The following is a 24,814-nucleotide window of genomic DNA, read 5'->3' as shown; positions in this document are numbered from 1 at the left end:
GCGGAGCACCCCGCTGCTCAGCAGCCCGACCCGGCACCGCGCCGCGGAGACGGCCTCGCGCGCACCGCCGTCTCCGTCCTCACGACTTCACGCGAGACCGGGGATCGGGCGGCCGAGCGAGCGGCTGCGGCCGCGGAACTCGGCGACCACGTCGCCGGGCTCGCCGTCCGGGCCGCGCCGGAACACCGTGACGTCGTAGATTCCCGAGCGGCCGCGGCGGGCCCGCTCCTGCGCCCGCGCCAGCAGCTCGTCGCCGGCCCGCCCGGACTCCAGGAACGTCACGTCGAACCCGGCCGCCACCGTCACCTCGCCGTACGAGTTGCACGCCACCGCGAACGCGCTGTCGGCCAGCGTCGCGATCAGACCGCCGTGACACAGCTCCCAGCCGTTCGTCATGTCCGGCCGGACCAGCATCGACACCTCCGCGGTGCCCGGTCCGACCCGCTCCAGCACCATCCCGAGGCCCCGGCTCGCGGCGTCCGCGGCCAGCATCACGTCCGCACTCCGCCGCGCGATCTCGTCCGGTGACCCGGTGGCGCGATCCGCCCGGGGCTCGCCCGCGACGCTCACCACGTGGAGATCCTGTCCCCGGTCGTGCGCCCCAGGTGACCGGCGGGTGGGGCGGGCACGCTCATCGCGTCCGATCCTTCCGTTCGAGGAACGCGGTCATCCGCGTCCGCTTCTCGTCGGTCTCGAACAGCACCGCCTGCGCCAGGTCGTCGACGAACGGATGCGCGCCCGGAGGAGCCGCGAACACCGCCTTCGTCAGCCGCGTCGCGAGCGGCGCGTTCGCGGTGATCCGATCCGCGAGCCGGTCTCCGGCCGCCTCCAGGTCGGACGGTTCCACCAGCTCGTTCAGCAACCGCACGGCTCGAGCCTCGTCGGCGGTGAGGATCCGTCCGGCCAGCAGGATCTCTTTCGCGAGTGGTTCACCGACCAGGGCCGCCAACCGCCAGGCCGCCCCGGCGGCGGCCAGGATGCCCAGCCCCGTCTCCGGGTTCCCGATCCGTGCCGACGGCGTCCCGATCCGGAAGTCGCACGCGTACGCGAGTTCCGCTCCGCCGCCGAGCGCGTAGCCGTCGATCAGCGCGATCGTCGGCATCGGCAGCCGGTGGATCCGGTCGAACAGCGTCGAGTTGATGCCCCGGAGCGCGTCGTCACGGCGTCGATCCCGCAACTGGCCGATGTCGGCCCCGGCCGCGAACGTGCCCCCGGCGCCGACGATCAGCACGACGCGCGGATCCCGCTCGGCGTCCGCGCAGGCCTCGTGCAGGGCCGACGCCAGCTCCTGGTCGATCGCGTTGCGCCGCTCGGGCCGGTTGAGCCGCCAGACGACCCGATCGGCGCCCTCCTCGACCAGCAACACCTCGGGGTCAGGCATCGAAGTCCGCCGTGACCGCCGCGCTGACCGGAAACGTCTGACACGTGAGCACGAACCCGGCCGCCACCTCGGCCGGTTCGAGCGCGTAGTTGCGGCGCATGTCGGTCTCACCCTCGCGGACCCGCGCCCGGCACGTCCCGCACACCCCGCCCTTGCAGGCGAACGGCAGATCGCCGCGGGTCGTTTGCGCCCCCTCCAGGATCGAGGTGCCGCGCGGCACCGCGGCGGTCGTCCGCAGGCCGTCGAGCACCGTCGTGAGAGCGGTCGTCACGCCCACCGCGTCCGTCGTCCGCCGGGGTCGCGGCGGTGGCGCGTCCACATAAAAAAGCTCCACGTGGACGCTCCGCGGCGGGACACCGCACTCGGCCAGCACGGCCCGCGCGTCCTCGACCAGGGCGAGCGGGCCGCAGAGCCAGACGTGGTCGTAGGTCTCGACCGGTACCACGTCGGTGAGGATCCGGCGCAGCCGGTCGCGGTCGAGGCGGCCGGAGAACAGTTCGACGTCGCGGGGTTCGCGGGAGAGGACGTGGGCCACCTGGAAGCGGGGGCCGTAGCGGTTCTTCAGGTCGCCGAGCTCGTCGGCGAACATCACCGTGCGGCTGGTGCGGTTGCCGTAGAGCAGCGACACGTGCGCCGCGGGGTTCGTGAGGACGGTCGTCGCGACCGAGAGCAGTGGCGTGATGCCGGAGCCGGCCGCGATGCAGAGGTGGCGTTCACCGAGGGACGGATCGGCGTGCCAGGCGCCGGTCGGGGTCTGGACCTCGATCGCCGTGCCGGGGCGCACGTCGTGGACCAGCCAGGACGAGAACAGACCGGCGGGAATCTCGCGGACGCCGATCCGGGGCGCCTCACCGACCGCCGCGCAGATCGAGTACGAGCGGCGCTCCTCCCGGCCCTCGATCGTCCGCCGGAGCGTCAGCGACTGACCGGCCCGGAACGAGTACGCGTCCCGGAGCTCGGCCGGGACCGCGAACGAGACCGCCACGGCGTCGTCACACAGCCGCTCGACGTCCGAGACCGTCAACCGGTGGAAGCCTCCCGAGCGGCGAGCCGCCCCGCGCGCGGACGAGGCAGCCGTGCCGGCGGTGGTGGCGGCCATCAGATCTCCTTCACGTGTTCGAACGGCTCCAGGCACGCCGTGCAGCGGTAGAGCGCCTTGCAGGCGGTGGCGCCGAACTCGGAGACGAGCCGGGTGTCGGCCGAGCCGCAGCGGGGGCAGTGCAGCGCGCGCCGGATCGGGCCGAGCGAGAGCGGAATCGGCGCGCCGGGGCTCGCCGGTCCGGCCGAGCCGGGCGGGGAGACGCCGGCCGCGGCGAGTGCGGACCGGCCGCGCGCGGAGATCCAGTCGCTGGACCAGGCCGGTTCGAGCACGACTTCGACCTCGACTCGCTCGAACCCGGCGTCGGTCAGGCGGTGCACCAGGTCGTCGCGCATCGTCGCCATCGCCGGGCAGCCCGAGTACGTCGGAGTGATCGACGCGACGACCACGTCACCCTCGATCCGGACCGCCCGCAGCACCCCGAGATCCGCCAGCGTGAGCATCGGCATCTCCGGGTCCCGCACGGTCGCCGCGATCGCCCGCGCCCGGTCAGCCGCGCCGCCGCCGTCGGGCGCGGCGGGCGCGGCGGGCGGGTCCGGGGGTGCGGCGGGCCGCACCGGGGCGGTCACCAGCGCCCCGTCGGATGGGCCCGCGCCACCACCTGCATCTCGGCCAGCAAACGGCTGAGCGCCTCGGTGTGGAGGCCGTCCCGGCCGGTGCGGCCACCGACGCCGGCGAGCGGCGCACGCGTCGGGCGCTCGACACCGCTGACCGCGAAGACCTGATCGAGGACGACGTCGACCTCGGCCCGGAGCCCGTCACCGTCGACGCCGAGCGCGCCGGTGACCGCAGGCAGCGACGCCACCAGCTCGGGTTGGAGCGGCCAGAGCTCGTCGAGCGCCGCGTGCAGCCGCCGCGCCGACTCCTCGGTGCCCCGCGCGAGCGTGAGGAACCACCGCCCGGCCCAGTCGCGGTGGTACGTCAGCTCCTTGACGCCCTTGGCCACCACCGCCGCCAGCACCGCGTCACGGCTGCCCCGCAGCCGCTGGAACACCGCCAGCCGCGCGCTCGAGAACAGCAGGATGCGGACGACGACGTGCGCGAAGTCTCCGTTCGGCACCTCGGCCAGCCGCACGTTGCGGAACTGCCCGGCGTCCCGGAAGAACGCGAGCGCGTCCTCCGGAGGGACCGGCGAGCCCTCGGGAAGTGCGGGCACCACACCCGGGTCGGCCGCCGCGGCACGGGCGAGCAACAGGCGGGCCTGGCCGAGCAGGTCGAGCGCCATGTTCGCGAGCGCGATGTCTTCCTCGAGCTCCGGCGCGCGGCTGCACCACTCCGACAGCCGCTGGGACGCGATCAGGGCGTCGTCGGCAAGCATCAGGCAGTAGCCGGCGAGCCCGGTGGGGTCGACCCCGGGCGGGACCGTCGTGTCGACGCCGGCCAGCGGGTCTTCGAAGTCGGTCCCGAATGCCCACTGGGAGGAGTCACCGTCCAGAAGGCCGTCGTAGACGCTGTCGTTCATCGGGGTGCCTCCTCACATGTGGGGAACGTCGGCGGGGATCTCGTAGAACGTGGGGTGGCGGTAGACCTTGTCGCCGCTCGGCGCGAACAGCGGATCTTTCTCGTCCGGGCTGGACGCGGTGATCGCGTCGGCGCGGACGACCCAGACGCTGACCCCCTCGTTGCGGCGGGTGTACACGTCACGCGCGTGCCGGAGCGCCATCGTGTCGTCGGGCGCGTGCAGCGACCCCACGTGCACGTGGTTCAACCCGCGCTTGCCCCGGACGAACACCTCGTACAGCGGCCAGTTCCGCCGATCGGCGCTCACGAGGCGGCGGCCCGGGCGGCGAACGCGCTCGCGGCGTCCCGGACCCAGGCCCCGTCGTCGTGCGCGGCCCGGCGGTGGGCCAGACGCTGGGTGTTGCAGGGCCCGTTGCCGCGGATCACCGCGGTGAGCTCGTCCCAGTCGGGCTGCCCGAAGTCGTAGTGCCCGCGTTCGGTGTTCCAGCGCAACTGCGGATCGGGCATCGTGACGCCGAGTGCGTCGGCCTGCGGCACGGTCATGTCGACGAACTTCTGCCGCAGCTCGTCGTTCGAGTTGCGCTTGATGCCCCAGGCCATCGACTGCTCACTGTTGGGCGAACTGACGTCGGGCGGGCCGAACATCATCAACGACGGCCACCAGAACCGGTCGACCGATTCCTGCACCATCTCGCGCTGTGCGTCGGTGCCGCTCATCATCGTGCGCAGCAGCTCGTAGCCCTGCCGCTGGTGGAACGACTCTTCCTTGCAGATGCGGATCATCGCCCGCCCGTACGGGCCGTACGACGTGCGGCACAGCGGCACCTGGTTGCAGATCGCGGCGCCGTCGACCAGCCAGCCGATCGTCCCGACGTCGGCATAGGACAACGTCGGGTAGTTGAAGATCGAGGAGTACTTCTGCCTGCCGGTCAGCAACATGTCCACGAGTTCGTCGCGGGAGACCCCGAGCGTCTCGCACGCGGAGTAGAGGTAGAGGCCGTGGCCGGCTTCGTCCTGAACCTTCGCCAGCAGAATCGCCTTGCGACGCAGCGACGGCGCACGACCGATCCAGTTGCCCTCGGGCTGCATGCCGATGATCTCCGAGTGCGCGTGCTGCGCGATCTGCCGCACGAGTGTCTTGCGGTAGCCCTCGGGCATCCAGTCACGCGGTTCGATGCGGTCGTGGTGCGCGAGGACGGCGTCGAACTTCTCCTGGAGCGCGGCGTCTGACATGGCCCCTCCGGCATTTACTTAACGATCGGTCTGTAATACCGTGACACGAGCCAGTCGCGTCGCGCAACCGCCCGTCCGCAGCCGCTTCGTGAGGAGACCGAATGAGCCCGCTGCTCGAGAGCTACGGCGCCGGAGTGTGGTTCCGGGCCGCCGACGAGGGAGAGCCGCTGCTCGACGCGGCCACCGGCGAAGAGGTCGCCCGCATCTCGAGCCGGGGCCTGGACGTCGCCGAGATGGTGCGTCACGCCCGCGAGGTCGGTGGGCCCGCCGTCCGCGCGCTGACGTTCCACCAGCGCGCGGCGCTGCTCAAGGCCGTGGCCAAGCACCTGACCGCGCAGAAGGACGAGCTCTACGCCCTCTCCCTGCACACCGGGGCGACCACCCGCGATACCGCGGTCGACGTCGACGGCGGCATCGGGACGCTGTTCAGCTACGCGAGCAAGGGCACCCGTGAGCTCCCGAACGACACGATCGTGCTCGACGGCGCGGCCGAGCGGCTCGGCAAGCGCGGCACGTTCGTGGGCCAGCACGTCTACACGTCGCGGCCGGGCGTCGCGGTGCAGATCAACGCGTTCAACTTCCCGGTCTGGGGCATGCTCGAGAAGCTCGCCCCCGCGTTCCTGGCCGGGCTGCCGACGATCGTCAAGCCGGCGAGCCAGACCGCGTACCTCACCGCGCTGGCCGTGCGGCGCGTCCTCGAGTCCGGTCTCCTGCCCGAGGGGTCACTGCAGCTGATCGCGGGCAGCGCGGGCAGCCTGCTCGACGAACTCACCGTGCAGGATTCGGTGGCGTTCACCGGCTCGGCGCACACCGCGGGCATCCTTCGCCGCCACCCGAACGTGGTCGACGGGGGAGTGGTGCTCGGCGTCGAGGCCGACTCGCTGAACTGTTCGATCCTCGGCCCCGACGTCACGCCCGACGACCCCGAGTTCGACCTGTTCGTCAAGGGCGTCGTCACCGAGATGACGGTGAAGGCCGGTCAGAAATGCACGGCGATCCGGCGCGTACTCGTCCCCGAGAACCGGGCCGATGCCGTCACCGAGGCGCTGGCCGCCCGGCTGAGCCGCATCACGGTCGGCGATCCGCGCGACCCCGGCGTCCGGATGGGCCCGCTCGCGAGCCTCGGCCAGCGCGACGAGGTCCGCAAGGCGGTCGAAGCGCTGCGCGCGTCCGCAGACGTCGTGGTCGGCGACCCGGACGCGGCTCCTGAGCGCGGCGCGTTCCTGAACCCGCTGGTGTTGCGGGCCCGCTCCGGTGCCGCCGAGCCCCACGACGTCGAGCCGTTCGGCCCGGTCAGCACCGTGCTCACGTACGCGGGCACGAACCAGGCCATCGCGCTGGCGGCCCGGGGCAAGGGCAGCCTCGCCGCCTCGGTGATCACCCACGACCCGCAGGTCGCCCGCGACGTCGTACTCGGGCTCGCGCCCTGGCACGGCCGCGTGCTGGTCCTCGACCGCGACGACGCCGGCGAATCCACCGGGCACGGCTCTCCGCTGCCCACGCTCGTGCACGGTGGCCCCGGGCGCGCCGGTGGCGGCGAGGAACTCGGCGGCATCCGGGCGGTCGTGCACCACATGCAGCGCACGGCGGTGCAGGCGTCCCCCGACCTGCTCACCGCGATCACCGGCCGCTGGACCACGGGCGCCGCACAACACGACGACGACGTCCACCCGTTCCGCAAGAGCCTCGCCGAACTGCGCATCGGCGACACGATCCGGTCCGCGTCGCGGACGGTTTCGCTCCCGGACATCGAGCACTTCGCCGAGTTCACCGGTGACACGTTCTATGCGCACACGGACGCCGAGGCAGCAGCGAAGAACCCGTTGTTCGGCGGGATCGTCGCGCACGGCTACCTGGTGGTCTCGCTGGCCGCCGGGCTGTTCGTCGAGCCGTCGCCCGGGCCGGTGCTGGCGAACTTCGGCGTCGACGGTCTGCGGTTCCTCACGCCGGTGAGGGCCGGCGACACGATCGCGGTGACGCTGACCGTCAAGGACATCTCTCCGCGGAACACCGCCGACTACGGTGAGGTGCGGTGGGACGCCGTGGTGACGAATCAAGACGGTGCGCCGGTGGCGACGTACGACGTTCTGACGCTGGTCGCGAAGACCTGGCCGGAAGGCGCCTGACGTGTACCGGTCGGGTGGCGCCGGCCTGCCGGGTGGCGGGCAGGCTCGGTCCGGTGAGCCCGGCGGTGAGCCGGTTCTCGTCGAGCGGGTCGGGGCGGCGGCCGTCGTCACGCTGAACCGGCCCCGGCGGCGGAACGCGCTGGATGCCTCCACCAAGACGGCGCTGCGGGCTGCCCTGGACGGCGCGGCGGCCGACGCCGGAGTGCGGGCGGTATTGCTGACCGGCGCCGGAGACGCGTTCTGCGTCGGGCAAGACCTGGCGGAGCACGCCCGGGCTCTGCGCGCTGATCCGGCACACGCGTTCGACACGGTCGAGCGAGACTACGCACCGATCGTGCGGCTACTGGCCACGATGGACAAACCGGTCGTGGCCGCGGTCAACGGCACCTGCGTCGGTGCCGGGCTCGCGCTCGCCCTGGCGTGCGACCTCCGGATCTTCGCCGCGAACGCCACGCTCGCCACGGCGTTCAGCGCGATCGGCCTGACCTGCGACTCGGGCCTGAGCGCCACACTCGCCGCGGCGATCGGCACCTCCCGTGCGCGCGAGTTGGTCCTTCGAGGCACCCCCTTCACGCCCGCCGACGCACTGGCCTGGGGAGTCTCCGGCACGGTGGTCACCGGCCCCGACGTGGCCGAGACCGCCCGCGCGCTGGTCACCGAACTCGCGACCGGCCCGACCGCCGCGTACGCCGCCACCAAGCGCCTTTTCGCCGGTCCGCTGGAGGCCGCGCTCACCGCCGAGGCCAAGGAGCAATCGGCCCTGGGCCTGACCGCAGACCACCGAGCCGCCGTAGACGCGTTCCTCGCCAAGCAGGAGCCACCCTTCGTCGGCCGCTGACCCCTCCCGGGCGGCCCCCACGCCCCCGGGCCGGGCCCACGACCCCGACCCGGCGGCGAGGCCGGGTCACGCCGCGTTCGCCTTCCGGTACGCCCGCGGCGACGCCCCGAACGCCGACCGGAACAACCGCGAGAAATGCGCCGCGTCCCGGAACCCCCACCGGTGCCCGATCACCGCCAGCGGCACGTCCACCAGGAACGGATCCACCAGGTCGCGGCGGCAGCGCTCCAGCCGCCGCCCCCGGATCAACGCCGAAATCGACGTCCCCTCGGCCTCGAACACCTTCTGCAGCAGCCGTGGCGACACGAAATGGACCTCCGCGATCCGCTGCGTGCACAACGACCCGTCCTGCAGGTTCTGGTCGATGTACGCCCGCACCTGGGTGATCAGCGCCCGGTGCGGATCCGGCGATCCGGCCGGCGACGGCAGCGCCATCTGCTCGGCCAGTGCCGCCGTCGCCAGGTCGATGATCGCGTCACCCAGATGCGTCGACGCCACGCCGCCGAGATCGGACGAGACCCCGCGGAGCAACGGCCCGACCAGCGCACCGAGCCCGGAGCGGCCGCTCATCCGCACCGCGGTCAGCTCGGCCATCCGCCTCTCCGGCAGTTGCACCAGGTACCGCGGAAACATCGCGACGACCATCGCGAAGCCGGGCCCGCACGCGATCCGGTACGGCCTCGACGTGTCGTACACCGCCAGGTCGCCGGGGTCGAGGTGCGCCGAGCGGGAATCCTGCTCCAGCACGCAGCTCCCGGACAGCTGCAGACCGAACTTGTAGAGCTCGGGATCGGACTCCCGGATCAGCCGGGGCGTGCGCTCCACCGTCGTCCCGGACGCGCGCACCTCGGCGAGCACCACCGATCCGAGCGAGGCCGCCGTCACGCCACCGCGGAAACCGTCGGCCGGACGACACGCTCGTAACGGCACGAACGTGTCGCTGATCGCGTGCTGCCACTCGTCGAAGCCGACAGCCGGTTCTTGCCGCAGCGCGATGCCCATCCGGACTCCTTCGTCCTGTGCCTCACGTCACACGATGCCAGGTGTGGACGTCCGGTCAAGAGGTCTGCGCGAACGGTCAAGTCGGGAGTCGCCGCAGGTGGAAGCCTCGAAAGCACCCGAGTGCAAGGAGGAACCGTGGAGGACCTGAGCCCGCGCCCCGGCGATCTGGAGCCGATCGAGACCGCGTCGCTCGACGAGCTCCGCGCCCTGCAGACCCAGCGCCTCCGCTGGAGCCTCCGGCACGCGTACGAGAACGTCCCCCACTACCGGGAGAAGTTCCAGGGCATCCACCCGGACGACATCAAAACGCTCGACGACCTCGCCCTCCTCCCGTTCACCACCAAGGAAGACCTCCGGCAGAACTACCCGTTCGGCATGTTCGCGGTCCCCCGCGAGGAGGTCGTCCGCGTCCACGCCTCGTCCGGCACGACCGGCCGGCCGACCGTCGTCGGCTACACCCGTGACGATCTGGACGTCTGGGCGACGGTCGTCGCGCGCAGCATCCGCGCCGCCGGTGGACGCACCGGCATGATCCTGCACAACGCGTACGGCTACGGACTGTTCACCGGCGGCCTGGGCGTCCACGCGGGCGCCGAGAGACTCGGCTGCACGGTCGTCCCGGTCTCCGGCGGCATGACCGAGCGCCAGGTCCAGCTGATCCGCGACTTCCGGCCCGACCTCATCACGGTCACGCCCTCGTACATGCTCGCGCTCGTCGACGAGATGGAGCGCCAGGGCCTCGATCCCCGCACCACCGGCCTCAAGGCCGGCATCTTCGGCGCCGAGCCGTGGACCAACGACATGCGCCGCGAGATGGAGCAGCGCCTCGACATGCACGCGGTCGACATCTACGGGCTGTCGGAGATCATCGGTCCCGGCGTCGCGGGCGAGTGCGTCGAGACGAAGGACGGGCTGCACCTCTGGGAGGACCACTTCTATCCCGAGGTCATCGACCCGATCTCCGGCATGGTGCTCCCGGACGGCGAGGAGGGCGAGCTCGTCCTCACTTCGCTGACGAAGCAGGCGATGCCGATCGTCCGCTACCGCACGCGCGACCTGACCCGTCTGCTGCCCGGCACCGCGCGCTCGATGCGGCGCATCGAGAAGATCACCGGCCGCACCGACGACATGATCATCCTGCGCGGGGTGAACCTGTTCCCGACCCAGGTCGAGGAACTGATCCTGGGAATCGCCCCGCTCAGCCCGCACTTCCAGTGCGTTCTCGACCGCCACGACCAGCTGGACGCGATGACCGTGCGCGTCGAGCGCCGCGACTCCGCGCCGGCAGGCGACGCCGGCCTCGAGCTCGAACGGCTGATCAAGAACCGGATCGGCGTCTCGGTGGACGTGGAGGTGCTCGAGCCCGGGGGCGTCGAGCGCTCGGTCGGCAAGATGCGCCGCATCGTCGACCGCCGCCCCCGCCGCTGACTGGCTACCCCGGGGCGTCCTTGGTGCCCGCGTGCGTCGGGGGCAGGAACTGCTGCACCGGCGTGCCTCGCAGCGCGGCCGGCATGAACCGGCGCCAGATCGTGCCCGGCACCCCGGCCCCGCGTACGTCGATCCCTCCCGCGGCACGCTCGGCCGGCGGAACCCCGGTGCGGTCCGCGGAACCGACCCAGATCGCGGTCGCCAGCTGCGGCGTGTATCCGCCGAGCCACGCGTCGGACGTCCCTCCGTCACGCCGGCCCCCGGCCTTGACCGCGGCCGGGCGGTCGATCCGCACCGCCGGGTCGGCCTGGTAGGCCTTCTGCAGGACCGACGAGACGTCCCGGCCGACGTCCTTCGTCCAGGGGGTGTCTCCCGCGTCCGGGTGCGACCGGTGATCCCAGACCACGCTGCCGTCCGGGGCCGTCACCGTGTCGACGAAGTAGGGCTCACGGTGGACGCCGTACGCCGCGATCGTCGCGTACGCCGACGCCTGGTCGACCGTCGTCACCGAAAACCGGCCGAGTCCGATCGTCGCGTCGAACCCGTTCGTGGCGGCCGGGGTGAGCGGCCGGCCGTCCAGGGTCCGGAACCCGGCCTTCTGCGCGGTCACCGCCACGCGCTGCGGCCCGACGGCCGCCGCCAGGCGGGAGAAGACCGTCGCGGACGACTGCCGTACCGCGGCGTCCATCGAATCGGTGCGGTAACCGTCGGTGACCGCCGCCGCCACCACGAACGGCTCGAACGACGGGCCGGCCGGATGCGGAGCCCCGGACGACGCGAGGTCGGCGTTGCCGTAACCGCGATCCCCGCCGTAGTAGGCCCGCACCGCGCCGGTCGACGGGTCGATCGCGACGGCCGACGACTCCAGCTCGGGGGCGCCCGTCAGTGCCTGGCGGGTGGCGGTCCTCAGCGCGGTCTGCAGTGCCGGGTTGATCGTCGTGTGCACGACGTACCCGCCGGTGTTGATGTCCTGCTCGCTGAGCCCGATCTTCGTCAGCTCCTGCTCGATGCGGCTGCCGAGCACGCCGGTCGAGCCGGTCCGCCAGGCGCCGGCCGGCGTGGCCCGCTCCTTCGTGACGGGGTACGCCATCCCGCTCCGGTCGGCTCCGCTGAGGTAGCCGTGTTTCCGCATCGCGTCGAGGACGGAGTTCCACGCGCGCTTCGCGCCCGCCTCGTCCTTCGCCGGATCGGCGTGCGTCGGGTCGCTGATCAGCGCCGCCAGCACCGCACCCTGGGCGACGCCCAGCTTCGTCACGTCGACGTGGAAGTACGCCTGTGAGGCGGCCTGCACGCCCCACGCGCCGCGGCCGAAGTACGTCGTGTTCAGGTAGGCCTTCAGGACGCGGTCCGCACCCCAGGCGTGACGGAGCTTGTGCGCGGCGATCACCGAGCGGGCCCGGCCGGTGCGGCCGTCGCCGTAGGGCGGCGCCTCGCGCACGTACTGCTCGGTGATCGACGCGTGATCACCCGGGCCGGACGCCAGTTCGCCGGCCGCGCGGACGAGTGCGCCCAGTGCGGTGCCGTCGTCGTAGAAGTCCGGATCCTGCGCGGCGAGGACCGCGTTGCGCACCGCCTGCGGCACCGAACGCAGGGGCACCGGCGTCCGGTTCTCGACGGCGAACGTGGCGAACGTCGATCCGTCCGAGTACTGGACCCGGGTGGTCTGACCCGGCTCCGGGATCCGGGGCAGATCCGTCCGGGCGTAGGCCGCCCAGCTGCCGCCGAGACCCGCCACCAAACCCGCCACGACGACGATCGCCAGCCCGATCAGCCCCCGCCGACGCCGGGGTCGTTGCGGCTCGCCGGCGCCGTCACCTGGCCTTTCGGGTGGCTCCGTCGAGTCGCCGGAGGAGGCCGACCGCGCCAGTGTGCCGGGTTGATCGAGTGACATCGGTAAACCGTCCCCGTGATCGCTACCTGTGATGTCGGTCGCCACACTCGCGAAACACTAGCGTCCACTGTGTGCGCTAGGTTCTTGCGCATGACGATCGATTCGGAGCCCTCGCAGCGCGAGCGGATGCTTGCGGGTGACCTCTTCCGAACCGACGGTGACGTACGGGGCGACCTGCTGCGGGCAATGGGTCTGATGAAGAAGTACAACGACTTCGATCCGCAAGACCTCGCGGGTGCGACGCTCGTGCTCCGTGACCTCCTCGGCAGCCTGGGCGACGACGTCTACGTCCGTCCGCCGTTCTACTGCGATTACGGCTGGAACGTTCACATCGGTTCACGGACGTTCGCCAACTTCGGGCTCACCGCGCTCGACAACGCGCCGATCACGATCGGCGACGACTGTCAGATCGGTCCCGGCGTCCAGTTGCTGACCGCCACTCACCCGATGGACCCGGCGGTCCGGCGGGAGGGCTGGCAGTCCGGCGAGGCGATCACCCTCGGCAACACGGTGTGGCTCGGTGGCGGCGTGGTCGTCTGCCCCGGGGTCTCGATCGGCGACGACGCGGTCATCGGCGCCGGCGCGGTCGTCACGCGTGACGTCCCGGCCGGCGCCGTGGCCGTCGGCAACCCGGCGAGGGTCATCCGCTCGGTCTACGACCGCTGACCCCTCGGGCACCCGCGAATCGGACCGACGGCCCCGCTAGCGGAAGCCGAAGATCGGCGGGAACGCCACCACGACGATCCACGCCCAGACCGCGAAGACGGCCAGGTACGACGTCTGCCACCGTTCCAGCCGCGCGAACGGCGCCCGGCGCCCGACGAAACCGACGAACAGCCAGGCCGACCAGGCTAGGTTGGCCAGCAGGATGAGGTTCTCACCCAGCGCCGCGGTCTTGTTCGGGGTGAAGCCGAACTCGGTGATCCGGCCGGTGATCGCGACCAGCACCAGCGCGTCGATCAGCAGCGCACTGATCACCAGGCCCAGCTGGACCCGGTCGAACAGACCGGCCTTGGCCAGCGGGTCGCGGGCCGAGATCGCGTAGAGCAGCAGGCCCAGCACCAGGACGAGCAGCACGTTGAACAGGATCAGGACGTCCCGGTCGACGTCGAGGCCGTGCCCGGACACCACGAACGCCACCAGGAACACCAGCAGCGCGATCGCGAACAGTGGCGTGAACACCCGGGTCAGCACCGGCGCCATGTTCTCGATGACGCTCTGCTTGGACTCGACCAGCCAGGCCGCCACCAGGACCGCCCCGGCCGCACCGCAGGGCACCAGCCAGGACCCGACGAACTCGTCCGCGTCGACGCCGATCGCCGAGAACACGTTGACGGTGATCGCGGTGAGCACGCCGCCGCCGAGGGCCAGCAGCACGTAGTAGATCGCCCACTCGCCGGTGAACCGGATGAAGTCCATCCGCCGCTGCCCCGACAGCCAGTCGCCGCCGACGTACGCCACGCCGACGACGAGCCAGAGCGCGAGCGGCAGGTGGATTCCGGTCAGCACGACACTCTGCGAGTCGTTGTCCAGCGGATAGGCGTTCGCGAAGACCGCCGCCAGCACGAACAGCCCGGCCAGCACCGCGATCACCCGGGGGCCGACCCGGCGCTGCCAGGCGAAGTACCCGGCCAGCGGCACGAGCACGAACAGGCTCAGGTTGCGGGCGTAGAAGCCCTCGTCGCCGTCGAGGCCGAGCCCGAACAGCGCCGGTAGTTTCACCGCCAGTGCGGCGATCACCGCGCACAGCACGGCGACCGGGAGCTCGCGCCGGGTCCGCGCAGCGGTCGGTGCGTCCGGCTCGGACGGCAGCACGAGCTGTTTCCAGAGCCGCTCGGAGTGCTCACGGGCGAACTCCAGGGACACGTCGTCGAGCGTGCCCATCCGCTTCACCGCGATCAGGAACGCCTCGTCGTCGGTCAGGCCGGCGTCGGTGAGCTCGCTGATCCGGCTGCGGAGGTGGTCTTCGAGCTCGTCGGCGTCGCCGCCGTGGATCGACGGACGGCGCTCGACGTACGCACGCCACCCGGCGATCTGCTCCTCGAGTTCGCTGTCGTTGCTCACGGTCACAGTCCTGCCCCCCAGGCGGGCCGGGGGAGCGGATTGATCTCCCACACCCCGCGGAGCGTTTCGACGACCGTGGCCCACTGCCGACGCTGTTCGGCGAATTCGGCCCGGCCCTGTCCGGTGATCCGGTAGTACTTCCGGCGGCGTCCGCCCGGCGGTGTCTCCCAGGCCGACTCCACGTGGCCCACGCGCTCGAGCCGGTGCAGCAACGGGTAGAGCAGCCCGTCGGTCCATTCGATCTCGCCGCCGGACAGCTCGTTGACCTGCTTCAGGATCGCGTACCCGTAGCTGTCACCGTCGGCGAGGATGCCCAGGACCAGCGGCGTCGCCGACGCCGCGACCAGGTCTTTCGTGATGCGCATCCAACCTCCCCTAGAACCTCTATACATTGCAGTGCTAGGGATAGTAGCTCTAGGTATCAAGGGCGATGTATCAGGGGGCGAGGAGCGCGCTCTGTCCTCCCGTGATGGATTACGCGACAACCCTGGAAGTGGTCCGGCGGGCCGAGGGGTTCCACGAGGCGTTCGATCAGGCGCGCCGTAACGCCCGCTTCGACGGGCTGGCCTCGGCGCGGAAGGAGGCGTGCGAGGGTCTCACCCCCGAAGCGATCGCCTTGTTCCGGGCCTTGACGACGCTCGCGGTACTGACCGCGCGCCCGGACCTCTCGGAGCACTTCCTCGACGGAAACTTATCCAACTGCCGGTGACCCGCTCGCCGCCGGCACCCGCGCGGATACCTAGAACGCGTTACAGTTCCGGCGTGACCGACGACACGTTCGACCTCATCGTGGTGGGCTCCGGCGGGGGAGCGCTGACCGGTGCGGCACTGGCCGCGAAGGCCGGGCTCTCGGTCGTGGTCCTGGAGAAAACGGACCGGTGCGGAGGCACGTCGGCGTATTCCGGCGGTGCGTGCTGGCTTCCCGGTAGCGCGGTGCAGCAGCGGGCCGGCAACGCCGACTCGACCGAGTCGGCCCGCCGCTACCTCGCGGGCCTGCTCGACGACCCCGACAAGGAGCGCATCGAGGCGTTCCTCACGCACGCCCCGGAACTGGTTGCAGAACTGGAGGACGATCCGGGCTTCGAGTTCGAGTGGCTGGCGTTCCCGGAGTACTTCGACGCGCCGGGCCGGGTGCCGATGGGCCGGTCGATCCAGCCGGTGAAGATCCGCCGGGACGCCGTGGTGCCGGAGGTCGCGGCGCTGGTCCGGCCGCCGCTGGAGCAGGACCGGCAGGGCCTGGCCGGACGCCGGACGCTCACCGGCGGGCAGGCGCTGGTCGCGCGGCTGCTGGCGATGGTGTTCCGCGACGGCGGCACGGTCCGGACCGGGCACCGGGTGACCGGGCTGCTCACCTCCCGCGACCGGGTGACGGGGGTCCGGGCCGGCACCGCCGACGGCCCGGTGGAGCTCCGTGCGCGCCGCGGGGTGCTGCTCGCGTCCGGCGGCTTCGAGGGTGACCAGCCGCTGCGCAGCCGGAACGGGGTCCCGGGGGAGGCCGCCTGGACGATGGCCCCCAGCGGCACGAACACCGGCGAGCCGATCCTGGCCGCCCAGGAGCTCGGCGCCGCGACCGCACTGCTCGACCAGGGCTGGTTCTGCCCTGGCCCGCTCCAGACCGACGGCCGCGGTTCGTTCGCGCTCGGCGTCCGGAGCGGGCTGATGGTCGACGCGACCGGACGCCGCTACGCGAACGAGTGCCTGCCCTACGACCGCTTCGGCCGCACGATGGCCCAGGCGCCGGAGCGGGTCCCGTCCTGGTTCGTGTTCGACGACCGCGAAGGCGGACGCCTGCCGATGATCGCGATGCCCGAGGGGGACGCGGCGGCGCACCTGGAGGCCGGTACCTGGGTCCGCGCCGACACGCTCGACGACCTCGCCGCGGCGATGGGCGTCGACGCCGCCGTGCTGGGCGAGACCGTCGCGCGGTTCAACGGTTTCGCCGCCGAGGGTGCCGACGCGGACTTCGGGCGGGACGCGGACGAGTACGACACGTTCTTCACCGGCGGGCCGACGCTGCTGCCGATCGGGTCGCCGCCGTTCACCGCGGCCACGTTCGTGCTTTCCGACCTGGGCACGAAGGGCGGGCTGGTCACCGACGTGCACGCCCGGGTGCTGCGGGCCGACGGCTCGGCGATCGACGGGCTGTACGCGAGCGGCAACACCTCGGCCAGCGTCGTCGGGCCGGTGTACCCGGCGCCCGGCGTCCCGCTCGGCACCGCGATGGTGTTCGCGTCACTGGCCGTCCGCCACGCCGCGGCCGGTTAGCGGGCGACCGCCGCCGGACGTTTGAATTGCCCCCTCCGGGGCGATGGATGTGCCATGACCGAGGACTCGTTGACCCACGACGTGCATCGGCATTCCGACGGTCAGACGGTCACCGCGAAGGTCGCCGGCGACTGGACCGCCCTTGCCGACGAAACCCTGCTGGACGAGCTGCACACCGCGCTCGACGACGGTTACCGCAACGTCATCGTGGACGCGGCCGCGCTGACGTTCGTGGACTCCACCAGCCTCGGCCGGCTGGTCGGGCTCCATCAGCAGGCGGTCGAGCGCGGAGGCTGGCTGCGGGTCGTGGCGCCGCCGAACGCCGTCCGGCGTCCGATGACGCTGACCGGCCTCGACCGGATCTTCGAGGTGTCGCCGGAGGGGGAGACCGCGCCGCACACCGGCGAGCGGCCGTCGGCCGCCTCTTAACCGGTCTGCGCGTCGATGAGCGCGGCCCAGGCCTCGCCGGCCGCTCCGACGATCGGACCGTCGTCGCCGAGTGCCGCCGCGACCACCGGCGGGGCGCTCCGGCGCCGGAACGTCATCAGACCGTCGCGGTAAGCGGCCTCGACCGCGTCCGGCGCGGCGCCGAGCAGCTCGACGCCGAGCCCGCCGACCGTCACCAGGTCTGGATCCAGCCCGTTGACCAGCCCGGCGATGCCGCGCCCGAGCGCCGCCGCGGCCGTCCGCACGGCGTGGCGCTCCGCCGGAGCTCCGGACGCGATGACCCGCCGCGCGTAGGCGATCGGATCCGGCGGTGCCGGGCGTCCGAGCAGGCGCGCGAGCGCGTTCCCGTCCACGCCGTTGCCCCAGCAGCCGGACGCGCCGCACGGGCACCGCAGCGACGGGTCGCCGAACGGCATGTGGCCGAACTCACCCGCGGCCCCGAGCGCACCGGTGACGATCCGCCCGCCGGCGACGATCCCGCCCCCCAGACCGGCCGCGACCCGCACGTGCAGCGCGATCGACGCCTCGGCCGCCGCGCCCCGCCCGGACTCCGCCGCCGCGGCCAGCATCGCGTCGTTCCCGGCGACGAACACGTCGGCCCCCGTGCCCAGCGGCGTGAGGTCGACGTCGTGCCAGCCGAGCGCGGGGGAGTCGACCCGATGGTCGCGCGAGACCGGCCCGGTGACCGCGACGCCGACCCCGCGGATGCGCGGGAGCTGCCGGATCGCTGTCGCGACCGCTCCGAGCACGGCGGCGGGATCACCCCCGCGGTGTGCGCCGCCGAGCGAGCCGACCACACCGCCGCCCAGCTCGACGGCGTCCACCTGCCAGGTCTCGTGGGTGATCGACGCGGCCGCGACCAGCGGACCGGCCGGGTGCGGGAGCAACGTGGTCGTCGGCCGTCCGCGTGCGCCGCTCGGAGCGGCCGGGCCCTCGGACAGGAGACCGGCCGCGGTGAGACGCCCGACCAGCTCGGTGACTGCCCCGGTGCCGACGCCGAGCAGCCGGGCGGCCTCGGCCCTGGTCAGGCCCGGGCGGGCGTGGACCAGCGACAGGAGCTGGACCGAGCGGGTTGTCACACCGGCGTCCCTTCTTTTACTCGGTCGCCGAGCTTATTCTGATCCGGTGACTCATCGTGCCGCTTTGGCCGCGCTCGGCGCGTCCACGTTCGTCTACGTCACCGCGGAGACGATCCCGATCGGGTTGTTGCCGGAGATCGCCCACGGGCTCTCGGTCGACGAGGCCGCGGTCGGGCTGCTGGTCACGAGTTACGCGGCCGTGGCCGGGCTGACGTCGATCCCGCTGACCGCGCTCACGATGCGGTTCCCGCGGCGCGGGCTGATCGCGGTGACCGTCGCGCTGTTCGCGATCTCGCAGTTCGCGGCCGCGCTGGCGCCGACGTTCGGCGTGCTGATCGTGTCGCGGCTGCTCTGCGCGCTGGCGCACGGGGTGTTCTGGGCGACGATCGGGCCGATCGCGGCGCGGCTGGTGCCGCCGTCGCAGGGCGGGAAGGCGATCGCGCTGGTGTTCTTCGGCAACTCGCTGGCGATCGTGCTCGGGGTGCCGCTGGGGACGGCGCTGGGGCAGTGGCTCGGATGGCGGGTCGTGCTGGCAGTGCTGGCGATCCTCGGGGCCGGGTGCGTCGCGGCCCTGCTCGTGGTGCTGCCACGCCTGGCCGCCGACCACGTGTCGGCGGGCATCGGGGCGACCCTGCGCGACGCGGTGGGCGTCCTGCGCAACCGGGGGGTGGCGGCGGTGTGCGTCACGACCGCGGTGCTGATGATCGGGCTGTTCGCGGCCTACACGTACCTGGCGCCGCTGGTGCGGCGGGACGCGGGCCTCGAGGGCGCCGGGCTGAGCGCGCTGCTGCTCGGCTTCGGGGCGGCCGGGCTGGTCGGGAACTGGTTCATCGGGCGGTGGGTGGACCGGCGGCCGGGAGGGCTGCTGATCCTGCTGATCGCGATCATGGTGGTCGCGCTGGCGCTGCTGGTGCCGGTGCTGGGGACGGTGCCGACCGTGGTGGCGGTGCTGGCCTGGGGCGGGGCGATGACCGCGACGCCGGTGATCCTGCAGGCGGCGATCCTGCGGGTGGCCCCGCAGGCGGCGGACGCGGCGTCGGCGGTGTACGTCGTCGCGTTCCAGATCGGGATCGGCGCCGGCTCGCTGCTGGGCGAACGCTTCGTCCGGGCCGGTTGGCTCGGCGCCCTGCCCCTGCTGGCCGCGGTGCTGGCGGTCGCGGCCCTGGTCGTGGTCCGGGCGTCGGCGACCGCGTTCCCCCGGCGGCTCCCGGCCGAGGCACCCCCGGAGCCGGTGCCCGCTACCTAGCCGTCGCGGTTGGGGCCGTCGCGGTCAGGGCCGTCCCGGTCAGCGCGTCCCGGTCTGGGCCCTCGCGGTCTGGGCCCTCGCGGTCTGGGCCCTCGCGGTCTGGGCCGTCGCGGTCAGGCCGGTGCCGGACGGGCGCGCAGGCCGGTGGCGACCACGCCGGCGCACGTGGCGGAGAGGACCGCGAGGGCGGCCAGCAGCGTGGCGTAGGACGTGTGGTGGGCCAGCCCGGCGAGGATCACCGGGACCGTGAAACCGATGTAGGTGAGCGAGTAGTAGACGCCGGTGAGGCCGGCCAGTCCGGCCGGGGCCGCCATCGCCTGCACCTCCACCAGCCCGCACACGATGCACACCCCGTATCCCGCGCCGAACAGCACCGTGTCGGCGACCGCCAGCACCGGCGACTGCACCCGGGCGTCGACCGCGAGCACCGCGCACCCGGCCGCGACCGCGCCCAGCCCGGCCACGGCCGCCCGCCCCCGGGTCACCCGGCCGATCCACGGCACGAACGGCTGCACACCGGCTCCGGTACACAGCGTGAGCACCGCGAGCAGGGCCGCGAACCCGATCCGCGCCGCCGAGATACGGTCCGCCACCAGCGCCGGGGCCACGACGAACGCCAGCGACGGCGCCGCGAACACCCAGGGCGCCAGCGGCACCACCACGAGCCAGAACCGCCGCCGGCCGGCCGGGGGCACCCCTAGGTCTGCCCACCACGACCGCGGCTGCCCTGCCTGGTCCGGCTGCCCTGCCTGGTCCGGCTGCCCCGCGGGGCCCGGCCGCGTCTCCGGTGCGCGCAGCAGCGACGGCAGCGCGGCCAGCGAGAGACCGATCTGCAAGACGTACGGCAGCACCGTGGGGGCCGGGCCCCACTGCGCCAGCACCCCCGAGACTCCGGCGCCGAGCCCGAACCCCGCGGTCAGCGTCAACGAGGCCCGGCGTGCCCGCGCCGACGGGCCGGCGTCGTGCTGCGACAACTCCTTGATCCAGCTCGTGCCGGCGACCATCGCCATCGCGACGCTGACCCCGCTGATCAGCCGTCCCGCGCACATCCAGGCGACGGTCGCGCTGCCGGCGGCCAGCACCACGCTGCCGGCGATGCCGAGCAGCAGCGCCGCCACCACCAGCCGGCGCCGCCCGTACCGGTCGGCCAGCGGCCCGGCGAACAGGAACCCCGGCACCAGCCCGAGCACGTAGAACGCGAAGAACGCGTTGACCTCGACCGCGCTGTACCCGTCGACCTCCCGGTACAACAGCAGCAGCGGCGAGTAGTGGTTGCCGCCCCAGGCAGCCATCAGCACGGCCGGGGCCGGCCGGCGCCACAGCCCGGGCCGGCGCCACAGCCCCGGTCGCAACAGCTCGCTCGTGGTCAGCGCAGGCCCGCGAACAGGTCGTCCTCCGGCAGCGGCGCGCCGGTCGAGTCGCGGACGCGCACGTACGTCTCCATGCGCATCAGCGTGCCGAACCGTTCCTTACCCATGTCGAGGAAGAAGGCCCCGTCGCTCTGGCTGGCGTGCGCGGCCAGCGCGTCGTACTTCTGATCGGCGAAATCGCCGGTGTCGACCCAGGTCGAGATCTCGTCGTCGGGCAGACCCATCGGGCGGGGGGAGCCGTCCACCGACAGCTCGGGCTCGTCCCACTGCAGGCCGAGCTCACGCATCCGCGCGGCCATGTCGTCCATCCACGACCTCGGAACCGTGCTCCAGTAGACCTTCGCCGGCGGCTCGTCGAGCAGGTCGACCGCCGCCATCGTGACGCGGTGGACCTGGATGTGGTCGGGGTGGCCGTAGCCGCCGATCTCGTCGTAGGTGAGGACGACGTCGGGCCGGTAGCGGCGCATCAGGTCGGCGAGCCGGGCCGCGGCCTCGGGGACGGGCGTGGTCCAGAACGAGCCCGGAGCATCGTTCGTGGGCCAGCCCATCATCCCGGAATCGTGGTAGCCGAGCATTTCCAGGTGCGTGACCTTCAGCGTGGCGCAGCTCGCGTCGAGCTCGGCCCGCCGGGTGGCGGCCACCGCGTCGGGGTCGTGGCCCGGCTCGCCCGGCTTGACGCCGCCGGGCCCGTCGCCGCAGCGTCCGTCGGTACACGTGACGACCACGGTGGTGAAGCCCTCGGCGGCATACCGGGCGAGCACCCCCCCGCTGCCGGTCACCTCGTCGTCGGGATGGGCGTGCACGGCCAGCAAGGTCAGCGATCTATCGCTCATACCCGCAACCCTAAGCACGCCCCCCGACGATTCAGCCGGCCCCCACCTCGACGCCGCCGGAGAACGGGGGTTTCCGCCCTCGGGAATGTCGAACGGGAGCACGCCGTCGTGGAGACCGGCGCGGCCTTCCGGGCGGCGGCCCGCCCGGACACTGGCCGCCCGAGGGACGGGCGGGCTGCGGATCGACTGATTCGCAGCGAGTCGCCGGCGCGTCCGCCCCCATCGGACCGGCCGGTCGTCGGCCGGTATCGCCTCGCCTAGCCGAGGCCCGCGTTTTCGCTGGCCAGCACCTCTGTGCGGAGTCTTTGGTAGGGGCAGCCGAGATCGGTGAACCGGCGGGCGAGGCCGGGCAGCGCCGCCCCGTCGCCGGAGTGCAGAGCCGCGGCCCGCTCGATGACCGCGCTCGCGATCGGGTTGGCGCGCGCCGCCCGTGCCGCCCGCACCAGCCTCTCCGGAGCGCCCGGCACGGACGCCAGTACCGACGCCTCCGCCCACGCGGCCGCGTACCAGGTGAGCCAGAGGATCATGTTCGGAGCGCTCCAGCCCTCGGCGCCGTCCGGTGCCACCGTCATCCGGGCGAGCGCGGCCTCCGGGTCCCCGCGGTGCAGCGCGACCAGCCCGTCCAGCGCCGGTACCCAGCCGACCCGCCGGACCAGCTGACGCGGATAGGCCCCCAGCAGCGACCGCGTGATCCCGGTCCAGTGCTCCTGCGCGGCGGGATCGCCGCGCATGGCGTGCGCGGCCGCGATGCAGTACGCGCTGACGCCGAGATTGCTCGCCACCGGCCGCCCGGCGCGCGTCCAGTCCCGTTCGATGCGGTCGCCGTACTCGGCGACCGTGTGGAAGTTCCCGGCCAGCGTGTCCACCTCGACCCGGCGGGCGAGCCCGATGTGCTGCTCCTCGCGGAAGAACGGCAGCGCGGTGACGGCGTCGGCGTACCGGCGGGCCTCGGGCAGGTTGCCCACGGCGAGGAACAGGTGCGACGCCATGTGGAACCCGTCGAAGAGCTCGAAGCCGGTCCGGGTGTCGACCGGCAGGCCGGCCATCGCGGTCATCCGGTCGCGGGCCGCGTCCAGCGCGGCTTCGAGGTTCGCGTCTCCCATCTCCAAGGCGATGAGCTGGTCGTAGACCATGCTGCGCAGTATTGGGTCGCCCAGGGCGCGGGTCAGACGGATCGCGGTGTCGGTGTGCGGGCGGGAGCGTGCCGCGCTGCCCGGTGCCCAGCCGTCGGCCATGGCCAGCGCCGCCTCGGCCCGCGGACCGCCGACGCTGCTCCGGTGGGCCCGGGCGCGCAGAGCCTCGACCCGGTCGACGTCGACGGTGCGGCCGATGATGCCGGGGCAGCGGTACTGGTACATCACCGCGAGCGCCAGGTCTTCGGCCGCGCCGTCCGGGTCCTCCAGGTCGCCGGCCGCGCGTTCGAGCAGGTCGACCGCGTCCGCGCCGACGTTACGGGCGGCCGCGGCCCCGGCGGCCCGGCGCAGGTGGCGCCGCCGATCGGCCGGTTCGGACGCCCACCCGGCGGCCTGCTCGTACCGCTGCTGCGCCTCGCCGGGGCGTCCGCGCTGGAACGACACGTCGGCGATCAGCACGGCGAGCGCGATCGCGTCCGGATGCCGCGACGGGTGACCGCCCGCCCACCGCAACGCGGCCCGGGCGTCGTCCAGCACCCCGTCGACGGCCCGGCACCACTCCTCGCCCGCCGCCGGGCCACCGTCGGCTCCGGCGAGCAGTGCGGTCAGCTGCCCCCGCACCCACCGCAGGTGCGCCTCGCGCAGGTCCTCGAGATCCTCCAGCGAGGTCGCGTACTGCCGGATCGTCTCCAGCATCCGGTACCGGGTGATCGGCCCCGGTGACACCGTCACCAGGTTCCAATCCACCAGCCGCCCCAGAATCGCCAGCGTCTGCGGCCCGGAACCCTGGGGCCCGGAACCCTGCGGGCCCGAACCCTGGGGCCCGGAACCCTGCGGGCCCGAACCCTGGGGCCCCGAACCCTGGGGCCCCGAACCCTGGGGCCCCAAGAGCAGCTCCGCCAGCGCCGACGCGTCGAACCGGGCCGCGAACAGCGCCGCCGCCCGCAGCGCCGCGCGTTCGTCGTCGTCGAGCAGCGCGTAGCTCCAGTCGATCGTCGCCCGCAACGACCGGTGCCGGTGGTCGGTGCGGTGCCCGAGCGTCAGCAGCGGCAGGTGCGCGTCGATCGCGCCCGCCAGCCCGTCGAGGCCGATCGCCGGCACCCGGGCCGCGGCCAGCTCGATCGCCAGCGCCACCCCGTCCAGGGAACGGCAGATCTCCCCGATGACGCCGCGCTCCCCGGCGTCCGGGAAGACCGATCCCGCGGCCACCATCCGTGCGGTGAACAGCTCACTGGCGTCCGCCTCGAAAGACAGACCGGGAACCGGGAACACGGTCTCGAACGGCAGCATCAGCCGGATGCGGCTGGTCGCGAGCACGCGGACCGACGGGCACGCGGTCAGCAGGCGCTCCACGCACGCCCGGACGCCGTCCACGACGTGCTCGCAGTTGTCGACGACGAGCAGACCGTCGTGCCCGGCGAGCGCGGCGAGCAGGGCCTGCTCGCGGTTGACCCCGGCCCGCTCCGGGACGCCGACCGCGTCGGCGACGGCCGCCACCACCATCGTCGGATCGACGACCCGGACCAGGTCCACGAACGTCGCTCCGGAGGGATACCCGGCGGCGACCCGGTGCGCGACGGCCAGCGCCAGACGGGTCTTCCCGACGCCACCCGGCCCGGTCGCGGTCACCAGCCGGTCGGCCGTGACGGCGGCGGTCAGCCCCTCGAGCTCCTGGACGCGCCCGACGAACGGCGTCAGCGGAGTGGGCAGCGCGGGCCGGGTGACCACCCGGGACTCCACCGGCGCCAGCCGCGCCAGCGCCCGCCGATCCGCGACGCCCAGCTTGCGGAGCAGCGCCGACACGTGGCTCTCGACGGTCCGGACCGACACGAAGAGCTGCTCGGCGATCTCCGAGTTGGTCAGCCGATCGCGCAGCAGCGCGAGGACCTCCGCCTCTCGCGCGGTGAGCTCCACGGCA

General features: G+C 73.0%; 23 protein-coding genes. 8 read left to right on the top strand and 15 right to left on the bottom strand.

Annotated elements, in window-relative coordinates:
- Positions 1 to 87 precede the first annotated feature (87 nt).
- The 7 genes from paaI to paaA form a co-directional block, all read right to left on the bottom strand.
- Positions 88 to 492 (bottom strand): hydroxyphenylacetyl-CoA thioesterase PaaI, encoded by a 405-nt coding sequence (gene paaI, locus ACIBZJ_RS03185; protein ID WP_395925996.1) that lies wholly within the window; start codon positions 490 to 492, stop codon positions 88 to 90.
- A gap of 139 nt (positions 493 to 631) precedes the next feature.
- Entirely contained in the window at positions 632 to 1,381 is a 750-nt protein-coding gene (locus ACIBZJ_RS03180) for an enoyl-CoA hydratase/isomerase family protein (protein ID WP_395924904.1), read from the bottom strand.
- Positions 1,374 to 2,480 carry a 1,2-phenylacetyl-CoA epoxidase subunit PaaE gene (paaE, locus tag ACIBZJ_RS03175; protein WP_395924902.1) on the bottom strand — a complete coding sequence of 369 codons (1,107 nt, stop codon included), beginning with the start codon at positions 2,478 to 2,480 and terminating at the stop codon, positions 1,374 to 1,376. The genes ACIBZJ_RS03180 and paaE overlap by 8 nt, the downstream gene beginning before the upstream one ends.
- A complete protein-coding gene (gene paaD / locus ACIBZJ_RS03170; RefSeq protein WP_395925994.1) occupies positions 2,480 to 2,956 on the bottom strand; it encodes a 1,2-phenylacetyl-CoA epoxidase subunit PaaD in 477 nt (158 codons plus the stop codon). The genes paaE and paaD overlap by 1 nt, the downstream gene beginning before the upstream one ends.
- Positions 2,957 to 3,045: 89 nt before the next feature.
- The gene (paaC, locus tag ACIBZJ_RS03165) at positions 3,046 to 3,942 is read right to left on the bottom strand and encodes a 1,2-phenylacetyl-CoA epoxidase subunit PaaC (RefSeq protein ID WP_395924900.1); all 897 of its coding nucleotides are present in this window, start codon (positions 3,940 to 3,942) and stop codon (positions 3,046 to 3,048) included.
- Positions 3,943 to 3,954: 12 nt separating this feature from the next.
- Complete coding sequence (gene paaB, locus ACIBZJ_RS03160) at positions 3,955 to 4,248, bottom strand: 1,2-phenylacetyl-CoA epoxidase subunit PaaB (RefSeq protein ID WP_395924898.1); 294 nt, start codon at positions 4,246 to 4,248, stop codon at positions 3,955 to 3,957.
- Positions 4,245 to 5,174 carry a 1,2-phenylacetyl-CoA epoxidase subunit PaaA gene (paaA, locus tag ACIBZJ_RS03155; protein ID WP_395924896.1) on the bottom strand — a complete coding sequence of 310 codons (930 nt, stop codon included), beginning with the start codon at positions 5,172 to 5,174 and terminating at the stop codon, positions 4,245 to 4,247. The genes paaB and paaA overlap by 4 nt, the downstream gene beginning before the upstream one ends.
- Before the next feature lie 101 nt (positions 5,175 to 5,275).
- On the opposite strand from paaA, the gene paaZ reads away from it, so the two are divergent.
- Positions 5,276 to 7,300, top strand: coding sequence for a phenylacetic acid degradation bifunctional protein PaaZ (paaZ, locus tag ACIBZJ_RS03150; RefSeq protein ID WP_395924894.1), 2,025 nt, complete (start codon positions 5,276 to 5,278; stop codon positions 7,298 to 7,300).
- A gap of 1 nt (position 7,301) precedes the next feature.
- Positions 7,302 to 8,138: an enoyl-CoA hydratase/isomerase family protein gene (locus ACIBZJ_RS03145; RefSeq protein WP_395924892.1), complete on the top strand. Its 837-nt coding sequence runs from the start codon at positions 7,302 to 7,304 to the stop codon at positions 8,136 to 8,138.
- A 66-nt stretch (positions 8,139 to 8,204) separates the two neighbouring features.
- Here the strand turns inward: ACIBZJ_RS03145 and ACIBZJ_RS03140 are convergent, their stop codons facing one another.
- Positions 8,205 to 9,140: a helix-turn-helix domain-containing protein gene (locus tag ACIBZJ_RS03140; protein ID WP_395924890.1), complete on the bottom strand. Its 936-nt coding sequence runs from the start codon at positions 9,138 to 9,140 to the stop codon at positions 8,205 to 8,207.
- 135 nt (positions 9,141 to 9,275) lie between these two features.
- Between ACIBZJ_RS03140 and paaK the strand changes: the two genes are divergently transcribed.
- Complete coding sequence (gene paaK, locus ACIBZJ_RS03135; protein ID WP_395924888.1) at positions 9,276 to 10,568, top strand: phenylacetate--CoA ligase PaaK; 1,293 nt, start codon at positions 9,276 to 9,278, stop codon at positions 10,566 to 10,568.
- 4 nt (positions 10,569 to 10,572) lie between these two features.
- Here paaK and ACIBZJ_RS03130 read toward each other — a convergent pair whose 3' ends face one another.
- A complete protein-coding gene (locus tag ACIBZJ_RS03130; RefSeq protein WP_395924886.1) occupies positions 10,573 to 12,459 on the bottom strand; it encodes a transglycosylase domain-containing protein in 1,887 nt (628 codons plus the stop codon).
- Positions 12,460 to 12,549: 90 nt separating this feature from the next.
- On the opposite strand from ACIBZJ_RS03130, the gene ACIBZJ_RS03125 reads away from it, so the two are divergent.
- A complete protein-coding gene (locus ACIBZJ_RS03125; RefSeq protein ID WP_395924884.1) occupies positions 12,550 to 13,125 on the top strand; it encodes a sugar O-acetyltransferase in 576 nt (191 codons plus the stop codon).
- Between the two features lie 36 nt (positions 13,126 to 13,161).
- On the opposite strand, the gene ACIBZJ_RS03120 is transcribed toward ACIBZJ_RS03125, so the two are convergent.
- Both ACIBZJ_RS03120 and ACIBZJ_RS03115 read right to left on the bottom strand, forming a co-directional pair.
- On the bottom strand, positions 13,162 to 14,529 hold the full coding sequence (locus tag ACIBZJ_RS03120) for a permease prefix domain 1-containing protein (protein WP_395924882.1): 1,368 nt from the start codon (positions 14,527 to 14,529) through the stop codon (positions 13,162 to 13,164).
- The gene (locus ACIBZJ_RS03115) at positions 14,526 to 14,888 is read right to left on the bottom strand and encodes a PadR family transcriptional regulator (RefSeq protein ID WP_395924880.1); all 363 of its coding nucleotides are present in this window, start codon (positions 14,886 to 14,888) and stop codon (positions 14,526 to 14,528) included. The genes ACIBZJ_RS03120 and ACIBZJ_RS03115 overlap by 4 nt, the downstream gene beginning before the upstream one ends.
- Positions 14,889 to 14,992: 104 nt before the next feature.
- Here ACIBZJ_RS03115 and ACIBZJ_RS03110 point away from each other — a divergent pair, with 104 nt between their 5' ends.
- The 3 genes from ACIBZJ_RS03110 to ACIBZJ_RS03100 are packed head-to-tail and all read left to right on the top strand — an operon-like array spanning position 14,993 to position 17,217.
- Positions 14,993 to 15,232: a hypothetical protein gene (locus ACIBZJ_RS03110; protein WP_395924877.1), complete on the top strand. Its 240-nt coding sequence runs from the start codon at positions 14,993 to 14,995 to the stop codon at positions 15,230 to 15,232.
- Positions 15,233 to 15,285: 53 nt separating this feature from the next.
- The gene (locus ACIBZJ_RS03105) at positions 15,286 to 16,788 is read left to right on the top strand and encodes an FAD-dependent oxidoreductase (RefSeq protein ID WP_395924875.1); all 1,503 of its coding nucleotides are present in this window, start codon (positions 15,286 to 15,288) and stop codon (positions 16,786 to 16,788) included.
- A 54-nt stretch (positions 16,789 to 16,842) separates the two neighbouring features.
- Positions 16,843 to 17,217, top strand: coding sequence for an STAS domain-containing protein (locus ACIBZJ_RS03100; RefSeq protein WP_395924872.1), 375 nt, complete (start codon positions 16,843 to 16,845; stop codon positions 17,215 to 17,217).
- On the opposite strand, the gene ACIBZJ_RS03095 is transcribed toward ACIBZJ_RS03100, so the two are convergent.
- Positions 17,214 to 18,314, bottom strand: a complete 1,101-nt coding sequence (locus ACIBZJ_RS03095; RefSeq protein ID WP_395924870.1) for an ROK family protein — start codon at positions 18,312 to 18,314, stop codon at positions 17,214 to 17,216. The two genes, ACIBZJ_RS03100 and ACIBZJ_RS03095, sit on opposite strands and share 4 nt — an antisense overlap.
- 46 nt (positions 18,315 to 18,360) lie before the next feature.
- Here ACIBZJ_RS03095 and ACIBZJ_RS03090 point away from each other — a divergent pair, with 46 nt between their 5' ends.
- On the top strand, positions 18,361 to 19,560 hold the full coding sequence (locus ACIBZJ_RS03090; RefSeq protein WP_395924868.1) for an MFS transporter: 1,200 nt from the start codon (positions 18,361 to 18,363) through the stop codon (positions 19,558 to 19,560).
- A 113-nt stretch (positions 19,561 to 19,673) separates the two neighbouring features.
- On the opposite strand, the gene ACIBZJ_RS03085 is transcribed toward ACIBZJ_RS03090, so the two are convergent.
- The 3 genes from ACIBZJ_RS03085 to ACIBZJ_RS03075 all read right to left on the bottom strand — a co-directional run bounded on the left by ACIBZJ_RS03085 (position 19,674) and on the right by ACIBZJ_RS03075 (position 24,810).
- Positions 19,674 to 20,912 carry an MFS transporter gene (locus ACIBZJ_RS03085; RefSeq protein WP_395924866.1) on the bottom strand — a complete coding sequence of 413 codons (1,239 nt, stop codon included), beginning with the start codon at positions 20,910 to 20,912 and terminating at the stop codon, positions 19,674 to 19,676.
- 14 nt (positions 20,913 to 20,926) lie between these two features.
- Complete coding sequence (locus ACIBZJ_RS03080; RefSeq protein WP_395924864.1) at positions 20,927 to 21,763, bottom strand: PIG-L family deacetylase; 837 nt, start codon at positions 21,761 to 21,763, stop codon at positions 20,927 to 20,929.
- 257 nt (positions 21,764 to 22,020) lie between these two features.
- Positions 22,021 to 24,810, bottom strand: coding sequence for an ATP-binding protein (locus ACIBZJ_RS03075; RefSeq protein WP_395924862.1), 2,790 nt, complete (start codon positions 24,808 to 24,810; stop codon positions 22,021 to 22,023).
- Positions 24,811 to 24,814: the final 4 nt, after the last annotated feature.

Origin of the sequence: Cryptosporangium sp. NPDC051539 (genome assembly GCF_044454545.1) — a bacterium.
GTDB lineage: Bacteria > Actinomycetota > Actinomycetes > Mycobacteriales > Cryptosporangiaceae > Cryptosporangium.
The sequence above is the reverse complement of the archived record's forward strand: the minus strand, read 5'-3'. Positions and strand labels throughout refer to the sequence as shown.